This window comes from Neisseria sp. P0020.S003, assembly GCF_051957095.1.
Taxonomy (GTDB): domain Bacteria; phylum Pseudomonadota; class Gammaproteobacteria; order Burkholderiales; family Neisseriaceae; genus Neisseria; species Neisseria subflava.
Genome location: NZ_JBQCWU010000027.1, coordinates 1 through 18,784 on the forward strand (window position 1 = coordinate 1; position 18,784 = coordinate 18,784).

The following is an 18,784-nucleotide window of genomic DNA, read 5'->3' on the forward strand; positions in this document are numbered from 1 at the left end:
TGGCCAGGCGTTTCATTCCGTACTTTGCCTGTTTGAAACGGTTGTTGATACTGGTTTGGGGTTTGAGCAGTCTGCCCCTTGCGGCTTTAAGTGCGCGGTAAATGGTGACGCGGCTGACTTGGTAGCGACGTGCCAGGGAGGTTACGCTTTCCTTCCCCTGCGTGTAGGCCAGCCAAATGGCTTGACGGTGGTGCGGGGTGAGACGGGTGTTTTTGTGCATGTTCATGTTTCAGTATTCTCCTGGAAATACTGTAAACAACGCTACTAGTTTCTACAATTCAAACAATCTGCAATCGCTTTGGCAATTTTGGCACTGGCGCCTTGATGTTGCGAAATGAATTGCTCGGTGTGGCTGATCAGCTGTTGGCGCAGCGTTTCGTCGTCGAGGTATTGGCGCGTGGTTCTGTACCAGGCTTCGGCAGTTTCGACGCGGACGGCGGCTTTGGCTTCGACTGCGCCTTTGCAGGCTTGGGCGAAGTTGTAGTTGGAGTAGCCGAAGAGGGTGGGGACGCGGCAGGAGATGGGTTCGATGATATTTTGGCAGCCGGCATCGACGAGGCTGCCGCCGACGAAGGCAATGTCTGCGCTGAGGTAGTAGGCGGCCAGTTCGCCCATGCTGTCGCCTATCCAAACCTGTGTATCGGGGGAAACGGGTTGTCCGTCGCTGCGTTTTTGGACGGTATAACCAAGCGATTTGGCGGTATCGTAGGCTGTCTGAAAGTTTTCAGGGTGGCGCGGTACGATGACCAGCAAGGCATTGCCGCGGTAGCCCTGCCATGCTTTGAGGAGCAGCTCGGCTTCGTCTGTGCCTTTGTACACGCGCGTGCTGGCGCAGACGACGACGGGGCGTGCGCCGATGCGTTCTTTAAAGGCGATGGCAAGCGGGCGCGAGTCGTCGGGGGGCGCGATGTCGTATTTGGTATTGCCGCAGACGTGGACGTTGGACGCGCCGATGAGGTGCAGGCGTTCGGCATCGGCGGCGGTTTGGGCAAAGCAGCCGGAGAGGCTCTGCATGGCAGGCTCGACCAGCTTGCGGATTTTGAGGTAGCCGCGTTGGGATTTTTCGGAGAGGCGCGCGTTGGCCAAAAAGAGGGGAATGCCTGCTTCTTTGCAACCGTGCATCAGGTTGGGCCAGATTTCTGTTTCCATCAAAATGCCGCAGATGGGGCGGTGTTCGGCTAAAAATCGGGCGACCCATTCGGATTTGTCGTAGGGCAGGTAACGGCATTGCGCATCGGGGAACAGGGATTGCGCGGTGGCGCGGCCGGTCGGCGTCATTTGGGTAATCAAAAACGGCGAGTCGGGAAAATGGCGGCGCAATGCCTGAACTAAAGGTTCGGCCGCACGCGTTTCGCCGACGGATACGGCGTGTATCCAAATCGGGCGTTGTACGGGATTGGGATACGCCTGCCCGAAACGCTCGTCCCAATGCTCGAGATAGGCTGGGGATTTGAGGGCGCGGCGGCGCAGGTGGCGGCGGATCAGGAAGGGGGCGAGGTGCCACAGCGTGGCGTAAAGGCGGCGTATCATGCTTACGGGTCTTGTGTCGGAATAGGCCTATTTTATCGGAAACTGAAACGGAAGATATAGCTTTGATGCGTGTTTTACGCAAAGGAAACAGGCCGTCTGAAAGGTTTCAGATGGCCTTTGATGCAGGTATAAACGCGTTTATTTCACTTGCGCCATGTATTTTTTCAGACGGCCTTTGCTTTGCATGGCACGGTTTTCCATTTCATCGACAACGGCTTGCGCTTTGGCTTTGTTCACCGGTTTGCCGACCTGAATCACGCCGCTCATGTTCATCATGCGGTGCGGCGGGCAGGTATAGACATACACGCCTTCTTTGTCGAGTTTGAGGGTGAAGTCTTTGCCGTCTTCGGACAAGAAGTCGGCAACGCCGTCGGGCAGGGCTTTGCTTTGCACCCAGTGGCCTTTGTTGGCGGCTTTGAAGGTTACGGTGTCGCCGACTTTGGCGTTGACGTAGCCGGGTTCGAACACCATGCTGCCGTCTTTGCCGTTGTCGAGCATTTTGACTTCGTGATTGGCAGCGTATGCGCTAAGGGAAGCGGTCAGCATGAGGAGGAAGAGGGATTTTTTCATGGGGAGTCCTTTCTAAGGATAAAAAATATGGGGCGGGCTGATGGGTCAAAGAAGTAAGCCTTGGGCTTACCGCCCTCTCCCTAACCCTCTCCCGCGGGCGAGGGGATAAGTTGCGGGGAGTCCGCAGGCCGGATGCTCAAATCCGACATTTCAGGAGCGGTCAAGTTACGCACTCTGCCGCATCGGGCGGATAACGGGCAGGCCTTTGCTGTCGTATAAAAGTTCGATATCCACCTTGTACAGCCTGCCGATTATGTCCGCCTGTAACACGTCCTGCGGCGCGCCCTGCGCCTGTACTTTGCCTTCGCCGAGCAGAATCACGCCGTCTGAAAACTGCGCGGCGAGGCTCAAATCGTGCAACACCATCAGCGTAACCAGATTGTGTTCGTGCGTGTATTGCACCACGCGTTCCAAAAGATTGAGCTGGTGGCGCATATCCAGCGCGCTGACCGGTTCGTCCAGCATCAGGATTTCGGGGCGGCGCAGCATGACTTGGGCAAACATGACGAGCTGCCGCTGTCCGCCGGAAAGCCGCATGACGTCGCGGTGCGCCAGATGGCCGATGCCCAGCTCCGCCATGATACTTGCGGCTTCGTGTAGCAGTTCGTCGCCGACGTGCATGTGCAGCGCGTCCATGCGGCCGAGCAACACGACTTCCAGCGCGGTCAGCGAGGCTTCGGCGGCGGTGTCCTGCGGCATATAGCCTATGCGTTTGCGCCAGCTTTGCAGGTGGATTTTGCTCAACGCTTCGTCGCCGTAGCGGATGGTGCCTTTGTGCGCCACTTCGCCAAAAATCGTTTTCATCAGCGAGGATTTGCCCGTGCCGTTCGGGCCGAGCACGGAATAGACTTTGCCTTGTTCCAGCGTCAAATCGATATTGTCGGCAACCACATAATCGCCGCGCCGGATATGAACATTTTCAAGTTTCAACATTTCAGACGACCTACCGTTTCGTTAACACAATCCAGAAGAAGAACGGCACGCCGACAAACGACGTAACAATCCCCACCGGAAACAGCGCGCCGGGGATAATCACCTTGGACAACACGCTCGCCACCGATAAAAACGCCGCCCCTGCCAGCATTGCGCCGGGCAGGAAGAAACGTTGGTCTTCGCCCAAAAGAATCCGCGCCACATGCGGGGCAACCAAGCCGATAAAGCCGATGACGCCGACAAAACTGATTGCCGTTGCCGTCATCACCGCCACCAACACCAGCGTTTTCAGGCGCAAAAGTTGCAGATTAATGCCCAGCCCGACGGCGCGTTCTTCGCCCAGGCGCAGCGCAGTCAGCTTCCACACATCGCGCGAAAGCAGAAACACGCATACCGCCGTAACCGCCGCCGTAACGATGACCGTTTCCCAAGTCGCCTTGGTCAGGCTGCCGAACAGCCAAAACAGAATCTGCTGCGAAATCTCAGGCGCGGCGATAAACTGAATCAGCGACAGAATCGACTGAAACAGAAACAAAAGCGCAATCCCCACCAACACCAGCATCGCCGAATTAAAGCGGCGCGCCGAAGCAAACAGAAACAAGATGCCCGAAGCCAGCATGGTCATCACAAACGCACCGATGGGGACGGCGACCGTTTCAGGCAGCCCGAAACCGCCGAACGCAATCACCGCCGACGCGCCCAAACCTGCCGCCGCCGCCAAGCCCAGCGTATAAGGGCTGGCCATCGGGTTGTTCAACAGCGTTTGAATTTCCGCGCCGCCGACACCCAAAGCCGCGCCGACCACCAAGGCCATTACCGCAATCGGCAGGCGCAGATCCATCACAATCAGGCGGTTCATTTCATCGACTTCGGGTTTGCCCAGCAAAACATTGACCACTTCGCCGACCGGCAGCGTGTCTGTCATCGCTGGGCCGGTGGCGATGTCGAATAAAAAACTGACCGCCGCGATGATTAAAAACATCAAAACAATCAACCAACGCTTGCCTTCCAACTTGCGCTGGTTTCTCACAATCTCGGCGACAACCGAATCATTCATTTTTTAAACCTTTGAAATTAAGGAACAAGGTCGGACATCCATGCCCGACCATCTCTTTTGTCTGTATCCGTTTTGAAGGGTGGTTTTTTTGAAAATCGGGATAACGGCGTTCCAAAACGGCTTTGCCCTCTCCCACGGGGAGAGGGAACAAATTGCAGGGAATCGCAACAATAGTTGAATTTCAGTTATCCGATTCCCTCTCCTCGTGGGAGAGGGTTAGGGAGAGGGTAAAACAGTCAAACCCACCTGAAGCTCTCTGTTCGGCACGATAGGAAGTCGTAGCGTGGGCTTCGCCCACGAAAAACAGGGAAACCCCCATACCGCTTGCCATCATTCCCGCAAACATCACCCGCAGGCAAAGCCCACGCTACGGTTCTGTACAAAACCCACACTACTTTCAGACGACCTTCCGCATAAAAAGGTCGTCTGAAAGCCGCAAACCAGCCTTATTGCCCTTTCGGATACAGGTAGAACGTACCGTTTGGTACAACAGGCAGGTTTTGGCGGTAGAAGTCCATATAGGTCTTCTCAGGGTTGAAATCTTTAAACAACTGCGGATAAATCGCTTTGGCCATAAACTGAATCGATGCGCTGTCGGACAGCGTGCGCGAGTTGGCGTGGTAGGCGGCGTAGAGGCGGTTGTTTTTAATCGCAGGCAGGTTGGCCCAGCCGGCGCGTTTGGCAAAGCCTGCCAAGCGTTTTTCCGCTTCCGCTTTCGGAATGCCCCAGCCCATCACCATGGCGGCCGGGTTTTTCTTCAATTCGGTTTCGCGGCCGGTAATCACGATCACGTCGGGTTTGGCGGCAAGGACTTTTTCAGGATTGATCGGGCCGTAGAATTCGACCGAAGAAGCGGCGATATTGTTGCCGCCGACCAGCGTCGCCATCGAACCCCACATGCTCTTGCCGAAGGTAACGCTGTGTTCCGCAGGGCCTTTGTTGCCGAACTCGACATACACTTTAGGCTTGGGCAGGTTGGCTTTTTTCACGCGCGCCTGGATGGTGTCGGCGATGCGTTTGTAGTCCGCCGCCAGCTTGTCCGCCTTTTGCTGCTGGCCGGTCAGCGTGCCGATAAGTTTGGTCGATTGGACGTGTTTGGCGACCGTTTGCGCGTTGTAGTCCAACACGACGATGGGGATGCCGGCTTTGTTGATGCGGTCGAGATCGGAACCCAAAGCCTTGTATTGCCATTCGGCCAAAACCAGCAAATCAGGTTTCAGCGCCAATACTTTCTCAATCGAAAAAGTGCCGACTTCCACTTCGCCCACGTCGGTCAGCTGATTCAGTTTAGGCACGGCTTTGCTGAATGCTGCCCAGCTTGGCGGCGCCCAGTCGGCCCAAACTGCTTTGGAGAAACCGACGACGTTGTCCAGCGCGGTTTTACCGCCGATGGCCATGTAGTCTTGGTAGTAGAAGCCCAACACCACGCGCTTGGCAGGCAGGTCGACGGTTACCTTACGGCCGACGGTATCGGTCAGCTGAACGGGTTTGGCAAAAGCGGATACGGAGCCGACTGATAAAGCGGCGGCGGCAATCAAAGCAGAAAGTTGCGTCAATCTCATGAATCATTCCTTTAAAATATGATGATAATTACTATCATTTTATAAATTTACAAGATATTGAATCTTTTTTCAAGTGAATGTAGGGATAGACATATTTCGAAATAAAAAGTTTCATCATTAAAACGAAGGGATAGTGTTTATATAGGGCTTGGGTGTACTGAAGACCTAGTAAAAAGGAATGATATGGGGTACCTAAAGCCATAGTGGGCAGTAGCTGGAATGGATAGGTAAAGGGTTTTTATTGCAAAAAAATAAAAGGTATTCGGTTGAAAACAAGGCCGTCTGAAACCTTGCAATTGGGATTCAGACGGCCTGTAAGCAATATTTGGGAAAAGTGAAAAAGGTTGGTTTTTGAAATGGCGAAATAGGGGAGAAGGGGGCTTGAGGGAGAATCGGGCGTAAACCCAAAATGGGGACGAATAAAAAGGGCGTGTATCGAAACACACCCTTACCAGAGGTTCAGACGGCCTGTGATTCCGCCTGTTCGCTTTGGTTGAGGATTTTTATCAGTTTCTCGGCTTTTTCCGGATCTTCGCAGCGCAGGATTTTGGCGGCATCGTTTTCGAGATGGCCGGTGTGGCTGTGCAGGATGATGTTTTTAACCGAAAGCAGGTTGTTTGGGTTCATGGAGAAGCGGCGCAGGCCCATGCCGAGCAACAGTCGGGTGAAGACGGTATCGCCGGCCATTTCACCGCAGATGGATACGCCTTTTTCCATGCGGTTTGCCGTGCGGATGATGTGTTGCAGCGTTTTGAGGACGGCAGGGTGGCCGGGTTGGTAGAGGTGGCTGACGCTGTCGTCGCCGCGGTCGACCGACAAGAGGTATTGAATCAGGTCGTTGGTGCCGATGGAGATGAAGTCGACGAGCTTGAGGATGCTGCCGACGGTCATGGCGGCGGACGGGATTTCAATCATGCAGCCAATGCTGACCGGGCCGAATGCTTCGTCGCGTTCGGCGAGTTGGCGTTGGGCCGTGTCCAAGTGGATAAGGCATTGGCGCACTTCGGAAATGGACGTAATCATCGGCCACATCATGCGCACGGGGCCGTGGACGGCGGCACGGAGGATGGCGCGCATTTGGGTGCGGAACATGACCGGCTCGGCGAGGCACAGGCGGATGCCGGTCAGGCCGAGTGCGGGGTTGAGGCTGCCGTTGGGCGAGCTGTTTTGGCCGAACCAGCGCGGATTTTTATCGACACCCAAATCGACGGTGCGGATGGTGATGCTTTTGCCTTTCATCTTTTTCACAATCGCGCTGTACACTTCGTATTGCTCGTCTTCAGACGGCATGGTGTCGCGGTTGAGATAAAGAAATTCGCTGCGGAACAGGCCGACGCCGTCTGCGCCGAAGTTGTGCAGGGCTTTGATGTCTTCGGCGGATTCGATGTTGGCCAAAAGTTCGATGTTGATGCCGTCGGCCGTGGTGGCGGCGGTTTTTTTGATTTTGTTGAGTTCGCGCTTGTGGCTGCGGTATTCGCGGGCGAGGCGGCGGTATTCGTTGAGGACGACTTCGTCCGGATCGATGATGAGGATGCCGTTGATGCCGTCGACGATGACGATTTCGTTTTCGGTGATGAGTTTGCGGGCGTTGTGCAGGCCGATGACGGACGGGATGTCGAGGCTGCGGCCCAAGATGGCGGTGTGGCTGGTCGGGCCGCCGGCATCGGTCACGAAGGCGGTAATGTGCTGCTCTTTGAACAATACGGTATCGGCAGGCGAGAGGTCGTGCGCGATGAGGACGGTGTCGTCAAACAGGCTGCCTGCGAGGTTGATTTCGTTGCTTTGGCCGACAAGGTTGTTGTGGATGCGGCGGACGACTTGGAGCATGTCCTGCTTGCGTTCGCGCAGGTAGTCGTCGTCGATGCTGTCGAACTGGGCGGCGAGTTTGTCGCTTTGCTGTTTCAAAGCCCATTCGGCGTTGATTTTCTGCTCGCGCAAAATGTCGATGGGTTCGCGCGAGAGGGTGACGTCGGTCAACAGCATCAGGTGCAGAGAGATGAACGCGCCCAATTCGGTCGGGGCGTTTTCGGGAATCGCGCCGCGCAGTTGTTCCAATTCTTTGCGCGTGGCTTTGATGGCGTTGTCGAAACGTGCAACTTCGGCATCGAGTTTGTCGGCATCGATGTCGTATTGGGGGACTTCCGTTGTGCCGCGCGTGATGAGGTGGGCGTGGCCGATGGCAATGCCTTTGCCTGCGGCTACACCGTGTAGGACGATGCTCATTATTCGCCCTCGCCGAAGTAGTCGTTGATGAGGTCGGTCAACGCCTGCATGGCGGCGGCTTCGTCTGCGCCTTCTGTTTCCAGTTCAATCACGGTGCCTTTGGCGGCGGCCAGCATCATCAGGCCCATGATGCTTTTGCCGTTGACGCGGTTGCCGTTTTTGGTGACCCAGACTTCGCTTTGGAATTGGGAGGCGGTTTGGGTGAATTTGCTGGAGGCGCGTGCGTGCAGGCCGAGTTTGTTGATGATTTCGATTTCTTGTTTGAGCATGGATGTCCCCTAAATGTTCGTAAAGTGAATGTTTTCAGACGGCCTTAGCCGTTTTCTTTGCGCACCAGGTCTTCAGGTGCGGATGTAATGGCGAAAATGCCCCGGATGGCGGCTTCTTTGACGGTTTCAGTGAAGTCGGAGAGGTTTTCTGCTTGTGATGAGTATTGGATGGCTTTAATCATCATCGGGGCGTTGAGGCCGGTCAGGATGGCGGATTTGTTTTCGCGCACCAGTCGGCGTGCGGCGTTGCACGGGGTTGCGCCGAAGATGTCGGTCATGATCAGCACACCGCGGTTGTCGGGAAATTCCTGCAATGCGGCGATGGCGTTGTTGATGATGTCGTTTTGATCTTCGTTAGGCTGTACGCCGAGGATGTGGAGATTTTCGGGGAAACCGTTGGGAAAGAAATGGTCGGCCAAACCGCGATAGGCTTCACCTATGGTTTCATGTGTAATGATTAACAAACCTATCATGATGTGTTCCTAGTATGGGGGTTGAGGCCGTCTGAAAATTTTTCAGACGGCCTTTGTTTTATTTATTGTTTAAGGCGTAGATTTCGCCGAGGTTGCGCCAGCAGCCGGCGGCATCCATACCGTAGCCGAAGACGTAGCGGTTGGGTACGTCCAAACCGACATAATCGGCTTTGGTCGGTTTTTCTTTGTCGATCAGCTTGTTGGCAAACACGGCCGCACGGCAGCTTGCCGCGCCCATTTCCAACAGTTTTTCCTGAATGGCGGCCATGGTGTGGCCTTCGTCCAAGATGTCGTCCAAAACGACTACATGACGGCCTTTGATTTGCTCGGGGTCGGGCATGCGTTTCCAGTTGAACGCGCCGCCTGCGAGTTTGTCGCCGTAGCGGGAAACGTGGACGTAGTCAAAGTCCAAAGGGAAACGCAACAGCGGCAGCAGCTGTCCTGTAAACACCACCGCGCCACCCATTACAGGCAGGAGCAGGGGGTATTTGCCGCCCAAGTCGCGGGTGATGTCGTCGGCAACTTTTTGCAAGGCCGCGCGGCATTGTTCTTGGTCAAACAGCAAGTCGGCATTGTCCAGCATGGCTTGGGTTTCAAGACGTTTGGTTTCTAAGTCGGTCATGATAGGTCGTGTTGAGTGCGGTTAAAAACAAATTATATAGCGGATTCAATCAATTTTCGATACAAGGCGCGGCAATAGTGTAGTGAAAGTGAAGGGGATTTGAGCCGACCACGTTCAGACGGCCTTTTGCCCTTCCGCTTCGTCTACCAGCAAAAATGCCGTCAAAGCCAAAGCGGTCAATACCGCCGTCAACACCATCGCCCGTCCGTAATTGTCCGCACCGGCGCGTCCGAGATAATCGTAAATCAAAGTGGTCAGCGTCTGCCATTCGGGGCGCGACAGGAATAATGTGGCCGCAAATTCGCCGATACACGTTGCCGAAGCCAAAGTCAGGCCGCGCCGTAAAGCCGGTTTCAATAAAGGTGCGGTGACATAACAGGCCGTCTGAAAACCGTTTGCGCCCATGGTACGCGCCGCCGCCGCGTAATCTTTGGGCAAACCGTCCCACACGGCCAATACGTCTTTGGCCACAAACGGATACGCCAACAGCGCGTAAGTCGCGGTCAGCAGCCACAGCGAAGCCGTCCACTGCGGATAGAGCAACAATACGCCGAACGCGATGCACACGGGCGACACCATAAACGGCAAAAACATCAGTGCGCGCAACCACGCCATTTGCCGTGCCGCCGCCGCATACAGCACGCCCAAAACCGTCGCCGCCGCCACGGCTGCCGAAGAGAAACGGACGGTGTTCCACACCGCCGCCCACGTTTGTGCTTCCAGCAAGACTGCCCACGAAGAGCCTGCCGATACCGCCTTGAGCCATACCGCCGCCAAAGGCAGCAGGCAGCACACTGCCAACATGGCCAATACCGTTGCCGTCAGCCATTTTTCCCAAGCCCATATCGGCGCACGCGGAGGCAAAGGCGAGACCGACTTATCCACAGCCACGCGCCTGCTCCAATACGCATACAAACCGCCTGCCGCCGCCGTGACCGCCAGCACCAGCCACACCAACACCGACGCACGCGCCATGTCCAACTCATACGCCACCAGCCGGTAGATTTCCACTTCCACCGTTGCAAAACGTTCGCCGCCGAGCAGCAAGGCCAGCCCGAAGCCTGAAAAACAATATAAAAATACCAGGCACGCGCCGCCGGCAACCCACGCACGCACCACCGGCCATTCGACCCAGGCAAACCGCCGCCACGCATCCGCGCCCAAAGATTGCGCCGACAGCAACCGCGCCTGCGGCACACGCACAAATCCCTGATACGCCGAGCGCACCAAAACCGGTAGGTTGAAAAACACGTTGCCGTAAATCAGCAGCCACGGTGTGTCCTGCCAACCTGCCGCCAGCATGCCGTGTGCGCCAAACAAGGCGAGCACACCCATGCCTGCCACCAAAGTCGGCATCACAAAAGGCAGCATCAGCAGGCGTAAAACCGTGCGCCGCCCGGCAAAGTCCATCCGCGCCAGCACCCACGCCGCAGGCACGCCCAAAGCCGTGACCAAGACACAGGTCAAAACCGCCTGCGCCACCGTCCAGCCCAAGCGCAGGCGCATATAGTCATCAGCCACCACTTCCGCCCAAGCGCCTTCGCCGTCGTAAAACGCCAGCGACAGCAAAGGCGCGGCCACCATGACCGCCAAGAAACCCAAAGGCAGAAGCAACAGCGCAAACCGCCGAATCCAAACCTGCATCGATGCGTACCCGAGAATAAAAACGCCTATTTTAGCCCGAGTTCGGCATAGAAGGTGGTATTCCTGCCTTTGTTTTCAGACGGCCTGTGCAGCCTGACGGGTAAAACCGCCGTTTCTTCAAATTTTCCAAACATTTACGAAATCTCTTCAAAAAGGCAACATAATTGGTTGGGCATTTTTGTTACAATGCCGCCGATTCAAAAAACCAAACAAATCAAAAACAAGGAAACATTATGACCGCTACACGTCCACAAACCTACGATGCCGTTGCGCGCGCGTTGCACTGGCTGACCGTACTCGGTTTCATCGGCATCCTCTCCACCATTACCGTTTGGACCATCTACGATGGCGAAGAATGGGTCAAATCGCTCTTCGGCGTGCATAAATCCATCGGTTTCATCACGCTGCTGGTGATTGCCGTGCGCATTGTTTGGGCTTTGCTCAATGCGTCCAAACGTCCTGCCGCCGACAGCTTTGCCGCCAAAGCAGGCCACCTTGCCCTTTACGTCCTCATGCTTGCCGTTCCCGTTATCGGCATGATCCGCCAATACGGCGGCGGTCGCGGCCCGTTGAAAGTATTCGGTGTCGAAGTGATGCAGGGTTCGCCAGAGAAAATCGAATGGATGTCCAATCTCGGCAATATGGCGCACGGCAAACTCGGCTGGCTGCTCTTCGCGCTTGTCGCCGGCCACATCGCCATGGTTGTCGCCCACCGCATTCAAGGCCACGACGTTTTGTACCGCATGATCGGCCGCCGTTCTTAAGTGTAAAATGGTAAACATTCAAGGCCGTCTGAAAACAGTTTGACCAAGCAAAAACTGTTTTCAGACGGCCTTTTTGTATTTGTGTTAATCTGCAAAAGTAGGGCAGGCATTTTGCCTGACGTTGTCTAACATACTGTAAACCGTACCGAGAAACACCATGACTGCTCCCATCCTCGCCATCACCTCCGGCGAACCGGCCGGCATCGGCCCCGACATCTGCCTTGATTTGGCTTTCGCCGACCTTCCTTGCCGCCCCGTTGTTTTGTGCGACAAAAACCTGTTGGCGCAAAGGGCCGAACAACTCGGCAAATCCGTCATCCTGCGCGACTTTCAAGCCCAAGCGGCTGAACCGTTGCCCAAGGGTGAACTCGAAGTCCTGCATATTCCTTTAGATGCCGAGTGTCGGGCGGGCGAACTCAATCCTGTCAATGCCGCGTATGTGCTCCGACTGCTGGATACGGCGTATCAAGGCATTTCAGACGGCCTGTTTGCCGGTATGGTGACCGCGCCGCTGCATAAAGGCATCATCAACGATGCCCACGCAGGCAACGGCTTTTTCAGCGGCCATACCGAATACCTTGCTGAAAAAAGCCATACCGAACAAGTCGTCATGATGCTGACCGGCGGCGGCCTGCGTGTGGCATTAGTCACCACTCATCTGCCGCTGAAAGACATTTCCGCCGCCATCACGAAGCCTTTGATCGAGTCGGTTGTCCGCATTCTTGAACACGACCTGCGCCATAAGTTCGGCATAGCCAAACCGGTCATCCTCGTTACCGGCCTTAATCCCCACGCGGGCGAAGGCGGCCATTTGGGACACGAAGAAATCGACACCATTATTCCGGCGCTTCATGCCCTGCAGGCCGAAGGCATAGACGCACGCGGCCCTTATCCGGCCGATACCGTGTTCCAACCCTTCCTGCTCAAAGATGCCGATGCCGTCCTCGCCATGTACCACGACCAAGGGCTGCCGGTGCTCAAATATGCCGGTTTCGGCGAAGGCGTGAATATCACCCTCGGCCTGCCCTTTATCCGCACCTCTGTCGATCATGGCACGGCCTTGAACTTGGCAGGCACGGGCAAAGCCGATTCCGGCAGCCTGATTACTGCCGTCCTCGCCGCGCTTGATATGGCGCATAATATGCAGAAGCAGGCCGTCTGAAGCGTGGAGGTTTAATCGTTTGCTGGCGTAATGTGTTCCCGTAAAAGCATCATCAGGGGATATTTGCCTGTCGGTTTGATGAAGCCGATAAATGTTTGGGCAATAATCTGCACTTTATTTGAAAAACCATATAAAAAGGCCGTCTGAAATCCCCATGTTTTGGATTTCAGACGGCCTTTGGTTTTTTTTGGTTTACCAAATTTCAGACAAAGTTTCTTTGACTTTGGCCTTCACTTCCGCTCCGAAGCGGCGGCTGAGCATTTTGCTGAAATCGTCTTGCGGCGTGTAGTTGACCAGCTCGGGGGCTTTGACAACATCGCGGGCAACGCTGTAAATGCTGCCGAAGTCGTCAATCAGGCCGACCTGTTTGGCTTCTTTGCCGGTGTAGATGCGGCCGCTGAAAACATCGGGATACTGTTTGTCTTTCAACCTTGCGCCACGGCCGAGTTTGACGGCTTTGATAAATTCTTGGTGGATATCGCCCAACATGCTTTCCCAGATTTGGGTTTGCGCCGGCGTTTCAGGTGTGAAAGGGTCGCCCATGCCTTTGTTGCTGCCGGCGGTTTTCAGACGGCGTTTGACACCGGCTTTGTCCATCAGGCCGGTAAAGTCGAAACCGCCGCCGATCACGCCGATGCTGCCGACAATGCTGGAAGGGTCGGCGTAAATTTTGTCGGCTGCGGCGGCAATATAGTAGCAGCCGGAAGCGCACATGTCTTCGGCAACGAGGTAAACAGGGATGTCTTTGTGTTCGGCTTTGAGGCGGCGGACTTCGTTAAAGGCCGTGTTGGACACGACAGGCGAACCGCCGGGGCTGTTGGCGTGGATGATGATGGCTTTGGCGTTGCCGTTTTCGTAGGCGGCTTCCATGCTGTCGCGCAGGATTTGGACTTGGTCGTCGATGTCGTTGCCGATTTCGCCGGTCAGGTCGATAACGGCGGTGTGTTCGCTGCGGGCGTGGATGTTCGTGGTTTTTCCTTCTTCTTCTGCAAGGCCGAAGATCAGGCTGAGAAAGATGAGGACGGCGACGCCGCGCCAGATATTGCGCCAAATGCGGGCGCGGCGTTGTTCTTGGTAGGCGGCGAGGAGGACTTCGCGCAGGGTGTTGCGCTCCCAGTTGTCAACGGGTGTGGAGGCTGAAGATGGTGTGTTTGGGGCATCGCCTTCACGGTGGATTCGGTATTGCATGATGTTATGTGCTTTCTTGTAGGCCGTCTGAATGTTCAGACGGCCTTATCGGTTTTAGTTGATGGAATAGCCGCGCAGGTATTGCGTACGTTCGCGGGTCATGCGGGTTTCACACTGCAGGCGCAGGTATTCTGCTTGCGCGGCGTTGTCTGCAGACGCGGCGGCTTGTTGGCAGTTGAGTTTTTTGCTTTGAATCCAGGCGCGTTGTTCGCCGAGGATTTGTTGTTTGACATCGCTGTCCATGCCGCCCCAGAGGTCGTTGATCTCGCCGTCAGCTTGACGGTTTTGCGCACGCGCGTTGTCAAGTTCGCTTTGGCTGAGGCCGGGCGGCTCGTTGCGCGGAGTTTTACGGTCAGGACGCAGGACTTCGTAGTCTGAATTGTCATCATCATCGGTCAAGCCGACGGCTTGGCTGGCGGCGTTGTTTTCAAGGATGTCTTGCGGATTGACAGTCGGCGGCTCTTCCGTATTTTGGTTTTGCAGCAGCTTGATGGCCTGCTCTTTGGATACAGGCTTGCCGTCTATCATGACGATGCTTTTCACGCCGTAGGGCAGCAGGGTGGCGGAAAGGGTTTGGGCTGTGGTGCTCAGGGTGTTGTCTTCGAGAACCGGTTTGCCGTCTTTGTCGGGGGTATAGAGCAGGGTGGTGCTGAACGTGTTGTTTTCAAAAGTCAGGTTGCTGCCCATCAGTTTTTGTTCAAGCATGTCGGACAACGGGGTATTGCCGTAAATCAGCGGGCTGTTGTCTATGGCTGTTTTGAGGATGGTATCGGGAATGCGGATTTTGAGGTTGGCGCGGCAGATGGCTTTGCCGTTGTCTTCGGTTTCTTTGGGGTCTTCAAGCAGGGTTTCTAATTCGAGGCCGGCGGCGATGATTTTGTCGGCATCGACGAATTGGCGGTTGTCATTGCGGGCAAAGGAGCGCGCTTGTTGTTTGAGGGTGTCTTCGATGGTGGTACGGATGTTTTGCAGTGTGGCCGGTTGGGCGCAATCAAGCGCGGCTTTCGGCTCTTCTTTGCTGCATGCGGCAAGAAGAATCGTGCTTAAAATCAATACGGAAGCGGTTTTTTTGTACATAGGTACTCCTGAAGATGACGGCCTTTCAGACGGCCTGACGTGCCTATCATAACAAAAGCACTTGCAGCAAGTAAATGCGGCAAGTGCTTTTCTATGTCAGACGTATCAGCCTTTGATGACGCTGACAAAGCCGGAGAGGATGGCGGCGTTGAGCAAGTCAACGAAGAAGGCGCCGACCATAGGTACAATCAGGAAGGCTTTGTGCGACGGGCCGAAAGTTTGGGTAATGGACTGCATGTTGGCAACGGCGGTCGGGGTGGCACCCAAACCGAAGCCGCAGTGGCCTGCCGCCAATACGGCAGCGTCGTAGTCGCGACCCATGAAGACGTAGGTAACGAAAGTGGCGTACAGAATCATCACGACGGTTTGTACGGCCAAGATGATGGTCACAGGGCCTGCCAGACCGGTCAATTCCCACAGTTTCAGGTTCAGAAGAGCCATGGCAAGGAAGAGCGACAGGGAGGCGTTACCGAATACGTCGATGGCGCGGTCGAACATATTGACTTTGAAAGTTGCAGTCAGGACGTTGCGGATGACCACACCTGCAAACAGACACCATACGAATTTAGGCAGGTCGAAGAAGGCTTTGTCGTAGCCGTCGACGATTTCGGCAAAAGCCAAACATGCGGCAAACATCGCGAGCGTTTCGACAGCGGAGTCAGCCGTAATCAGGCGTGTACGTTGTGCTTTTTCGAAGATGTCGTCGGCAACATCGTTGTCGTCGGATTTGGCAGTTTTGACGACAGGTTTACGACCCATTTTGTTGATCAGACGGCGTGCAACAGGACCGCCGATCAAACCGCCGAATACCAGGCCGAATGTTGCAGAAGCCATACCCAAACCGGTTGCGCCGGTCAGGCCGAATTTGCTTTCAAAGTCAGGACCCCATGCGCCGGCTGTACCGTGACCACCGGTCAGGGTAATCGAACCGGTAATCAGGCCAATCAGCGGATCCAAGCCCAATGCGCTCGCCAAGCCGACACCGACGAAGTTTTGGACGATGATGAATGCACCCACCACGGCGGTAAAGATAACCAAAGGCAAACCGCCCGCTTTCAAACGGGAGAAGTCGGCGCTCAAACCGATGGACGTAAAGAAGATGAGCATGAACGCATCTTGCAGCGGTTTTTCAAATTTGAAGCTGACGCCGTAGGCTTCATGCAGGGCGAACAGGACGATAGCGGCAACCAAACCGCCGGCGACCGGCTCGGGAATATTGAAGTCTCTTAAGAATTTGATTTTTTGAACCAGAAATTTACCAACCAGCAACACGAGCGTGGCGGCAATCAGTGTGTAATAACTGTTGAATTCCCATTCCATGTTGTTTCACCTCCTAGAAATGTTTTTCCGAGCATCCGTTTTTGTTCCGGATGCAGTGTGTTTCAACGCTTGGCGTTATCCGCCGAGTGTCATGGTATTGATGCGCGGACAAGGCAAGGTGTTTTCAGAAAGAAATGAAAACAATGATGTGTCCGTGAAAAATAACTGGCAAATATTAGGGGAATAGTTAAAGATTGTCAAAAAATGCGAGTGTAAATCTTTTCAGACGGTCTTTTGCCCGATGGCATGGTGCGCTTCGCGGCGCCATTGTTCTAATAGGGATGTTAATGATTCGGCCGAAGTGTGGCCGTTGCTGATGGCGGCCTGCAGCCAGTAGCAGGCGGTCGGAACATGACAGCCGACACCTTGCCCGTGATAGTAAAAACAGGCAAGGTGGTATTGGGCGGAAGGGTGGTTTTGTTCGGCAGCAATGGCGTACCAGTGTGCAGCCGCCCGAGGATCTTGCGCCGTACCGAGGCCGTAATGGTAGATGCGGCCTAAGGCTGCCGCCGCGTTTTTATGGTGGAACTCGGCAGCTTCCATGTAATTTTTGCGCGCGGCATTATAGTCGGCGGGACGGCCGATGGCATTGGCTTGTGCTTCCGCCAAACGGTATGTGGTTTCGGTTTGTTGTTGTTGCAGGGCGGTAGTTTTGATTTGTTCGTATTGTTGCGGATGGTACAGCGCGGCGTCGCTGATGAGTTTTTGTGCTGCGGCGGCAGAACCCAGTGCGGCTGCACAGTGGTAGTAATCATGCGCGATATGGTTGTCGGCTTTGATACCGAGGCCGTAGCGGTAGAGGTCGCCCATGATTTTCAGCGCTTCGGGATGGTTTTTCTCGGCAGCGGCTTTGGCATATCGTGCCGCTTGGAACGGATCGCGTTCGGAGAGTTCGCCGGTCAGGGCGTATTGGGCCAGCTTGGCCTGTGCTTCCGCTTGCTCCTTATCGGCGGCACGACGATACCATTTTAAGGCTTCGGGTTTGCGTTGGGCGGCAAGAAGGTCGGCCAGTAGGGTTTGTGCGGCGATGTGGCCGGCTTGCGCGGCTTGTTCGAGATAATGTTCAGCTTGTGCGTGATTGGGGCTGACACCTGTGCCGTAGAAATAAATTTTACCGAGTTGCCAGCAGGCGGCAGTCACGCCGAGCGCGGCCGCTTTTTCGTATTGTTCGATGGCTGTCGCAACGTCGCCTTGGCGTTGATGATGGCGTGCCAGATGGTAATAAGCAGGCGCGGCATATCGGGCGGCGGCAAGCTCCGCCCAGTAGAGCGATTGTGGATCGTTGCGTTGCGCATGGTAACGCATGAGGATTAATTGGGCTTCGAGGTAACCTTGCTCACCCAGCCAGGCGTATTCGTTAAGAAGCTGTCCGGTCGGGGTGCCGTTGTGTTCGCGTTGTTGTAGCAGGATAAAGAGTGCCTTGGGATGGCGTTGGGCCGCGGCGGCTTCCAGCCATGGAAGTGCCTGCTCCGGATGACCGTTTTGCAGCAGATGGTCGCCCAATACAAAAGCAGCTTCCGTATATCCCTGCTCTGCGGCCTGTTGCAGCAGGGGCAGGGCTTGGGCGGTATTGGATTGTTCCAAAAGGGCGGCGGCTTGCCGGTAGAGGATATCAGGAGCGGCGGTCATGGTTTGCGGGCGGATATAAAGTGGAAGACGGATGCTGCGGCATATGGGCGGCGATACCGGTTGAGGGCTTTGTAAAAATATTGCTCGGCATAGTTTTGTAGAGTGTATTGCCTTGCTGGCTTATCTTTAGGATGCTTGGCTTGTTATATTGTTTTGCCTGGGGGTACATCCATATTTTGTGCGTTACAAAGGGCTCAGGTTGAGTCGGTATGCGCTCATGACAGCTCGGTCATTATACTGTTTTTGTAATTTATTGTTAATGATAAATGCAGGGTTTTGTGTTTTATTTACATGGCAGTAGCTAAGATATTGATTGCTTCAGGCCGTCTGAAATGTTTTCAGACGGCCTGAACTTTCCTTCGCTAAGTCAGATTGCTGGTGTGGAAGAGTCGGAAGAGTTTTTGTTGAGGAAAAAGACCTGACTGTAGAAGTTGCCGTTAATTTGGGTTACGTTGAGGTGGTACATACGGTAGGCATGAAACAGCTCTTTGTCAGGCGGTGTCGGATGATTCCAAAATTCTGCCAAGGTATTTTGGTCAGTAATGCCGGGAATATCATAATAGGCACGACCAAGAACCTTAACTGGCATATTGAGACCTTTGCAAAATCCCCCAAAATCCCCTAAGTTCCTACTAAGACATTTAGGGGATTTCTCATGAGTACCTTCTTCCAACAAACCGCACAAGCCATGATTGCCAAACACATCGACCGCTTCCCACTATTGAAGTTGGATCAGGTGATTGATTGGCAACCGATCGAAC

18 protein-coding genes and 2 pseudogenes are annotated in these 18,784 nt (G+C 54.8%); 3 read left to right on the plus strand and 17 right to left on the minus strand.

The window, feature by feature from the left end:
- The 12 genes from ACTHTQ_RS10615 to ACTHTQ_RS10670 form a co-directional block, all read right to left on the minus strand.
- Positions 1–226 (minus strand): helix-turn-helix domain-containing protein (locus ACTHTQ_RS10615; protein WP_440363895.1); only part of this gene is annotated, 226 nt, incomplete at its 3' end.
- A 38-nt stretch (positions 227–264) separates the two neighbouring features.
- Positions 265–1,530 carry a lipid IV(A) 3-deoxy-D-manno-octulosonic acid transferase gene (gene waaA, locus ACTHTQ_RS10620; protein WP_440363896.1) on the minus strand — a complete coding sequence of 422 codons (1,266 nt, stop codon included), beginning with the start codon at positions 1,528–1,530 and terminating at the stop codon, positions 265–267.
- Positions 1,531–1,668: 138 nt separating this feature from the next.
- The gene (locus ACTHTQ_RS10625) at positions 1,669–2,100 is read right to left on the minus strand and encodes a plastocyanin/azurin family copper-binding protein (protein WP_440363897.1); all 432 of its coding nucleotides are present in this window, start codon (positions 2,098–2,100) and stop codon (positions 1,669–1,671) included.
- A gap of 165 nt (positions 2,101–2,265) precedes the next feature.
- A complete protein-coding gene (locus tag ACTHTQ_RS10630) occupies positions 2,266–3,033 on the minus strand; it encodes an ABC transporter ATP-binding protein (RefSeq protein ID WP_440363898.1) in 768 nt (255 codons plus the stop codon).
- A 10-nt stretch (positions 3,034–3,043) separates the two neighbouring features.
- Complete coding sequence (locus tag ACTHTQ_RS10635; RefSeq protein WP_308888365.1) at positions 3,044–4,090, minus strand: FecCD family ABC transporter permease; 1,047 nt, start codon at positions 4,088–4,090, stop codon at positions 3,044–3,046.
- A gap of 181 nt (positions 4,091–4,271) precedes the next feature.
- Positions 4,272–4,409, minus strand: coding sequence for a hypothetical protein (locus tag ACTHTQ_RS10640; protein WP_440363899.1), 138 nt, complete (start codon positions 4,407–4,409; stop codon positions 4,272–4,274).
- 127 nt (positions 4,410–4,536) lie between these two features.
- On the minus strand, positions 4,537–5,652 hold the full coding sequence (locus ACTHTQ_RS10645; RefSeq protein WP_440363900.1) for an ABC transporter substrate-binding protein: 1,116 nt from the start codon (positions 5,650–5,652) through the stop codon (positions 4,537–4,539).
- Between the two features lie 459 nt (positions 5,653–6,111).
- A complete protein-coding gene (gene ptsP / locus ACTHTQ_RS10650; RefSeq protein WP_440363901.1) occupies positions 6,112–7,875 on the minus strand; it encodes a phosphoenolpyruvate--protein phosphotransferase in 1,764 nt (587 codons plus the stop codon).
- A complete protein-coding gene (locus ACTHTQ_RS10655; RefSeq protein ID WP_003683718.1) occupies positions 7,875–8,144 on the minus strand; it encodes an HPr family phosphocarrier protein in 270 nt (89 codons plus the stop codon). The genes ptsP and ACTHTQ_RS10655 overlap by 1 nt, the downstream gene beginning before the upstream one ends.
- A gap of 44 nt (positions 8,145–8,188) precedes the next feature.
- Positions 8,189–8,617 (minus strand): PTS sugar transporter subunit IIA, encoded by a 429-nt coding sequence (locus ACTHTQ_RS10660; RefSeq protein WP_440363902.1) that lies wholly within the window; start codon positions 8,615–8,617, stop codon positions 8,189–8,191.
- Positions 8,618–8,675: 58 nt separating this feature from the next.
- The gene (locus ACTHTQ_RS10665) at positions 8,676–9,239 is read right to left on the minus strand and encodes a hypoxanthine-guanine phosphoribosyltransferase (RefSeq protein WP_063068536.1); all 564 of its coding nucleotides are present in this window, start codon (positions 9,237–9,239) and stop codon (positions 8,676–8,678) included.
- 114 nt (positions 9,240–9,353) lie between these two features.
- Positions 9,354–10,883 (minus strand): ABC transporter permease, encoded by a 1,530-nt coding sequence (locus tag ACTHTQ_RS10670; protein ID WP_440363903.1) that lies wholly within the window; start codon positions 10,881–10,883, stop codon positions 9,354–9,356.
- 233 nt (positions 10,884–11,116) lie between these two features.
- Between ACTHTQ_RS10670 and ACTHTQ_RS10675 the strand changes: the two genes are divergently transcribed.
- Both ACTHTQ_RS10675 and pdxA read left to right on the plus strand, forming a co-directional pair.
- Positions 11,117–11,647, plus strand: coding sequence for a cytochrome b (locus tag ACTHTQ_RS10675; RefSeq protein ID WP_440363904.1), 531 nt, complete (start codon positions 11,117–11,119; stop codon positions 11,645–11,647).
- A 157-nt stretch (positions 11,648–11,804) separates the two neighbouring features.
- Positions 11,805–12,809: a 4-hydroxythreonine-4-phosphate dehydrogenase PdxA gene (gene pdxA / locus ACTHTQ_RS10680; RefSeq protein WP_440363905.1), complete on the plus strand. Its 1,005-nt coding sequence runs from the start codon at positions 11,805–11,807 to the stop codon at positions 12,807–12,809.
- Positions 12,810–13,001: 192 nt separating this feature from the next.
- Here pdxA and ACTHTQ_RS10685 read toward each other — a convergent pair whose 3' ends face one another.
- The 5 genes and pseudogenes from ACTHTQ_RS10685 to ACTHTQ_RS10705 all read right to left on the minus strand — a co-directional run.
- Positions 13,002–13,997, minus strand: coding sequence for a S49 family peptidase (locus tag ACTHTQ_RS10685; RefSeq protein ID WP_440363906.1), 996 nt, complete (start codon positions 13,995–13,997; stop codon positions 13,002–13,004).
- A gap of 54 nt (positions 13,998–14,051) precedes the next feature.
- A complete protein-coding gene (locus tag ACTHTQ_RS10690) occupies positions 14,052–15,074 on the minus strand; it encodes a lysozyme inhibitor LprI family protein (protein WP_440363907.1) in 1,023 nt (340 codons plus the stop codon).
- 105 nt (positions 15,075–15,179) lie between these two features.
- Positions 15,180–16,394: a sodium/glutamate symporter gene (gene gltS, locus ACTHTQ_RS10695; RefSeq protein ID WP_003683777.1), complete on the minus strand. Its 1,215-nt coding sequence runs from the start codon at positions 16,392–16,394 to the stop codon at positions 15,180–15,182.
- A 222-nt stretch (positions 16,395–16,616) separates the two neighbouring features.
- The gene (locus ACTHTQ_RS10700; protein ID WP_440363908.1) at positions 16,617–18,023 is read right to left on the minus strand and encodes a hypothetical protein; all 1,407 of its coding nucleotides are present in this window, start codon (positions 18,021–18,023) and stop codon (positions 16,617–16,619) included.
- 367 nt (positions 18,024–18,390) lie between these two features.
- Positions 18,391–18,615 (minus strand): annotated as a pseudogene (locus ACTHTQ_RS10705) (capsular polysaccharide export protein, LipB/KpsS family); the annotation flags it as partial.
- A gap of 63 nt (positions 18,616–18,678) precedes the next feature.
- Here ACTHTQ_RS10705 and ACTHTQ_RS10710 point away from each other — a divergent pair.
- Positions 18,679–18,784, plus strand: a pseudogene (locus ACTHTQ_RS10710) (IS5/IS1182 family transposase); the annotation flags it as partial.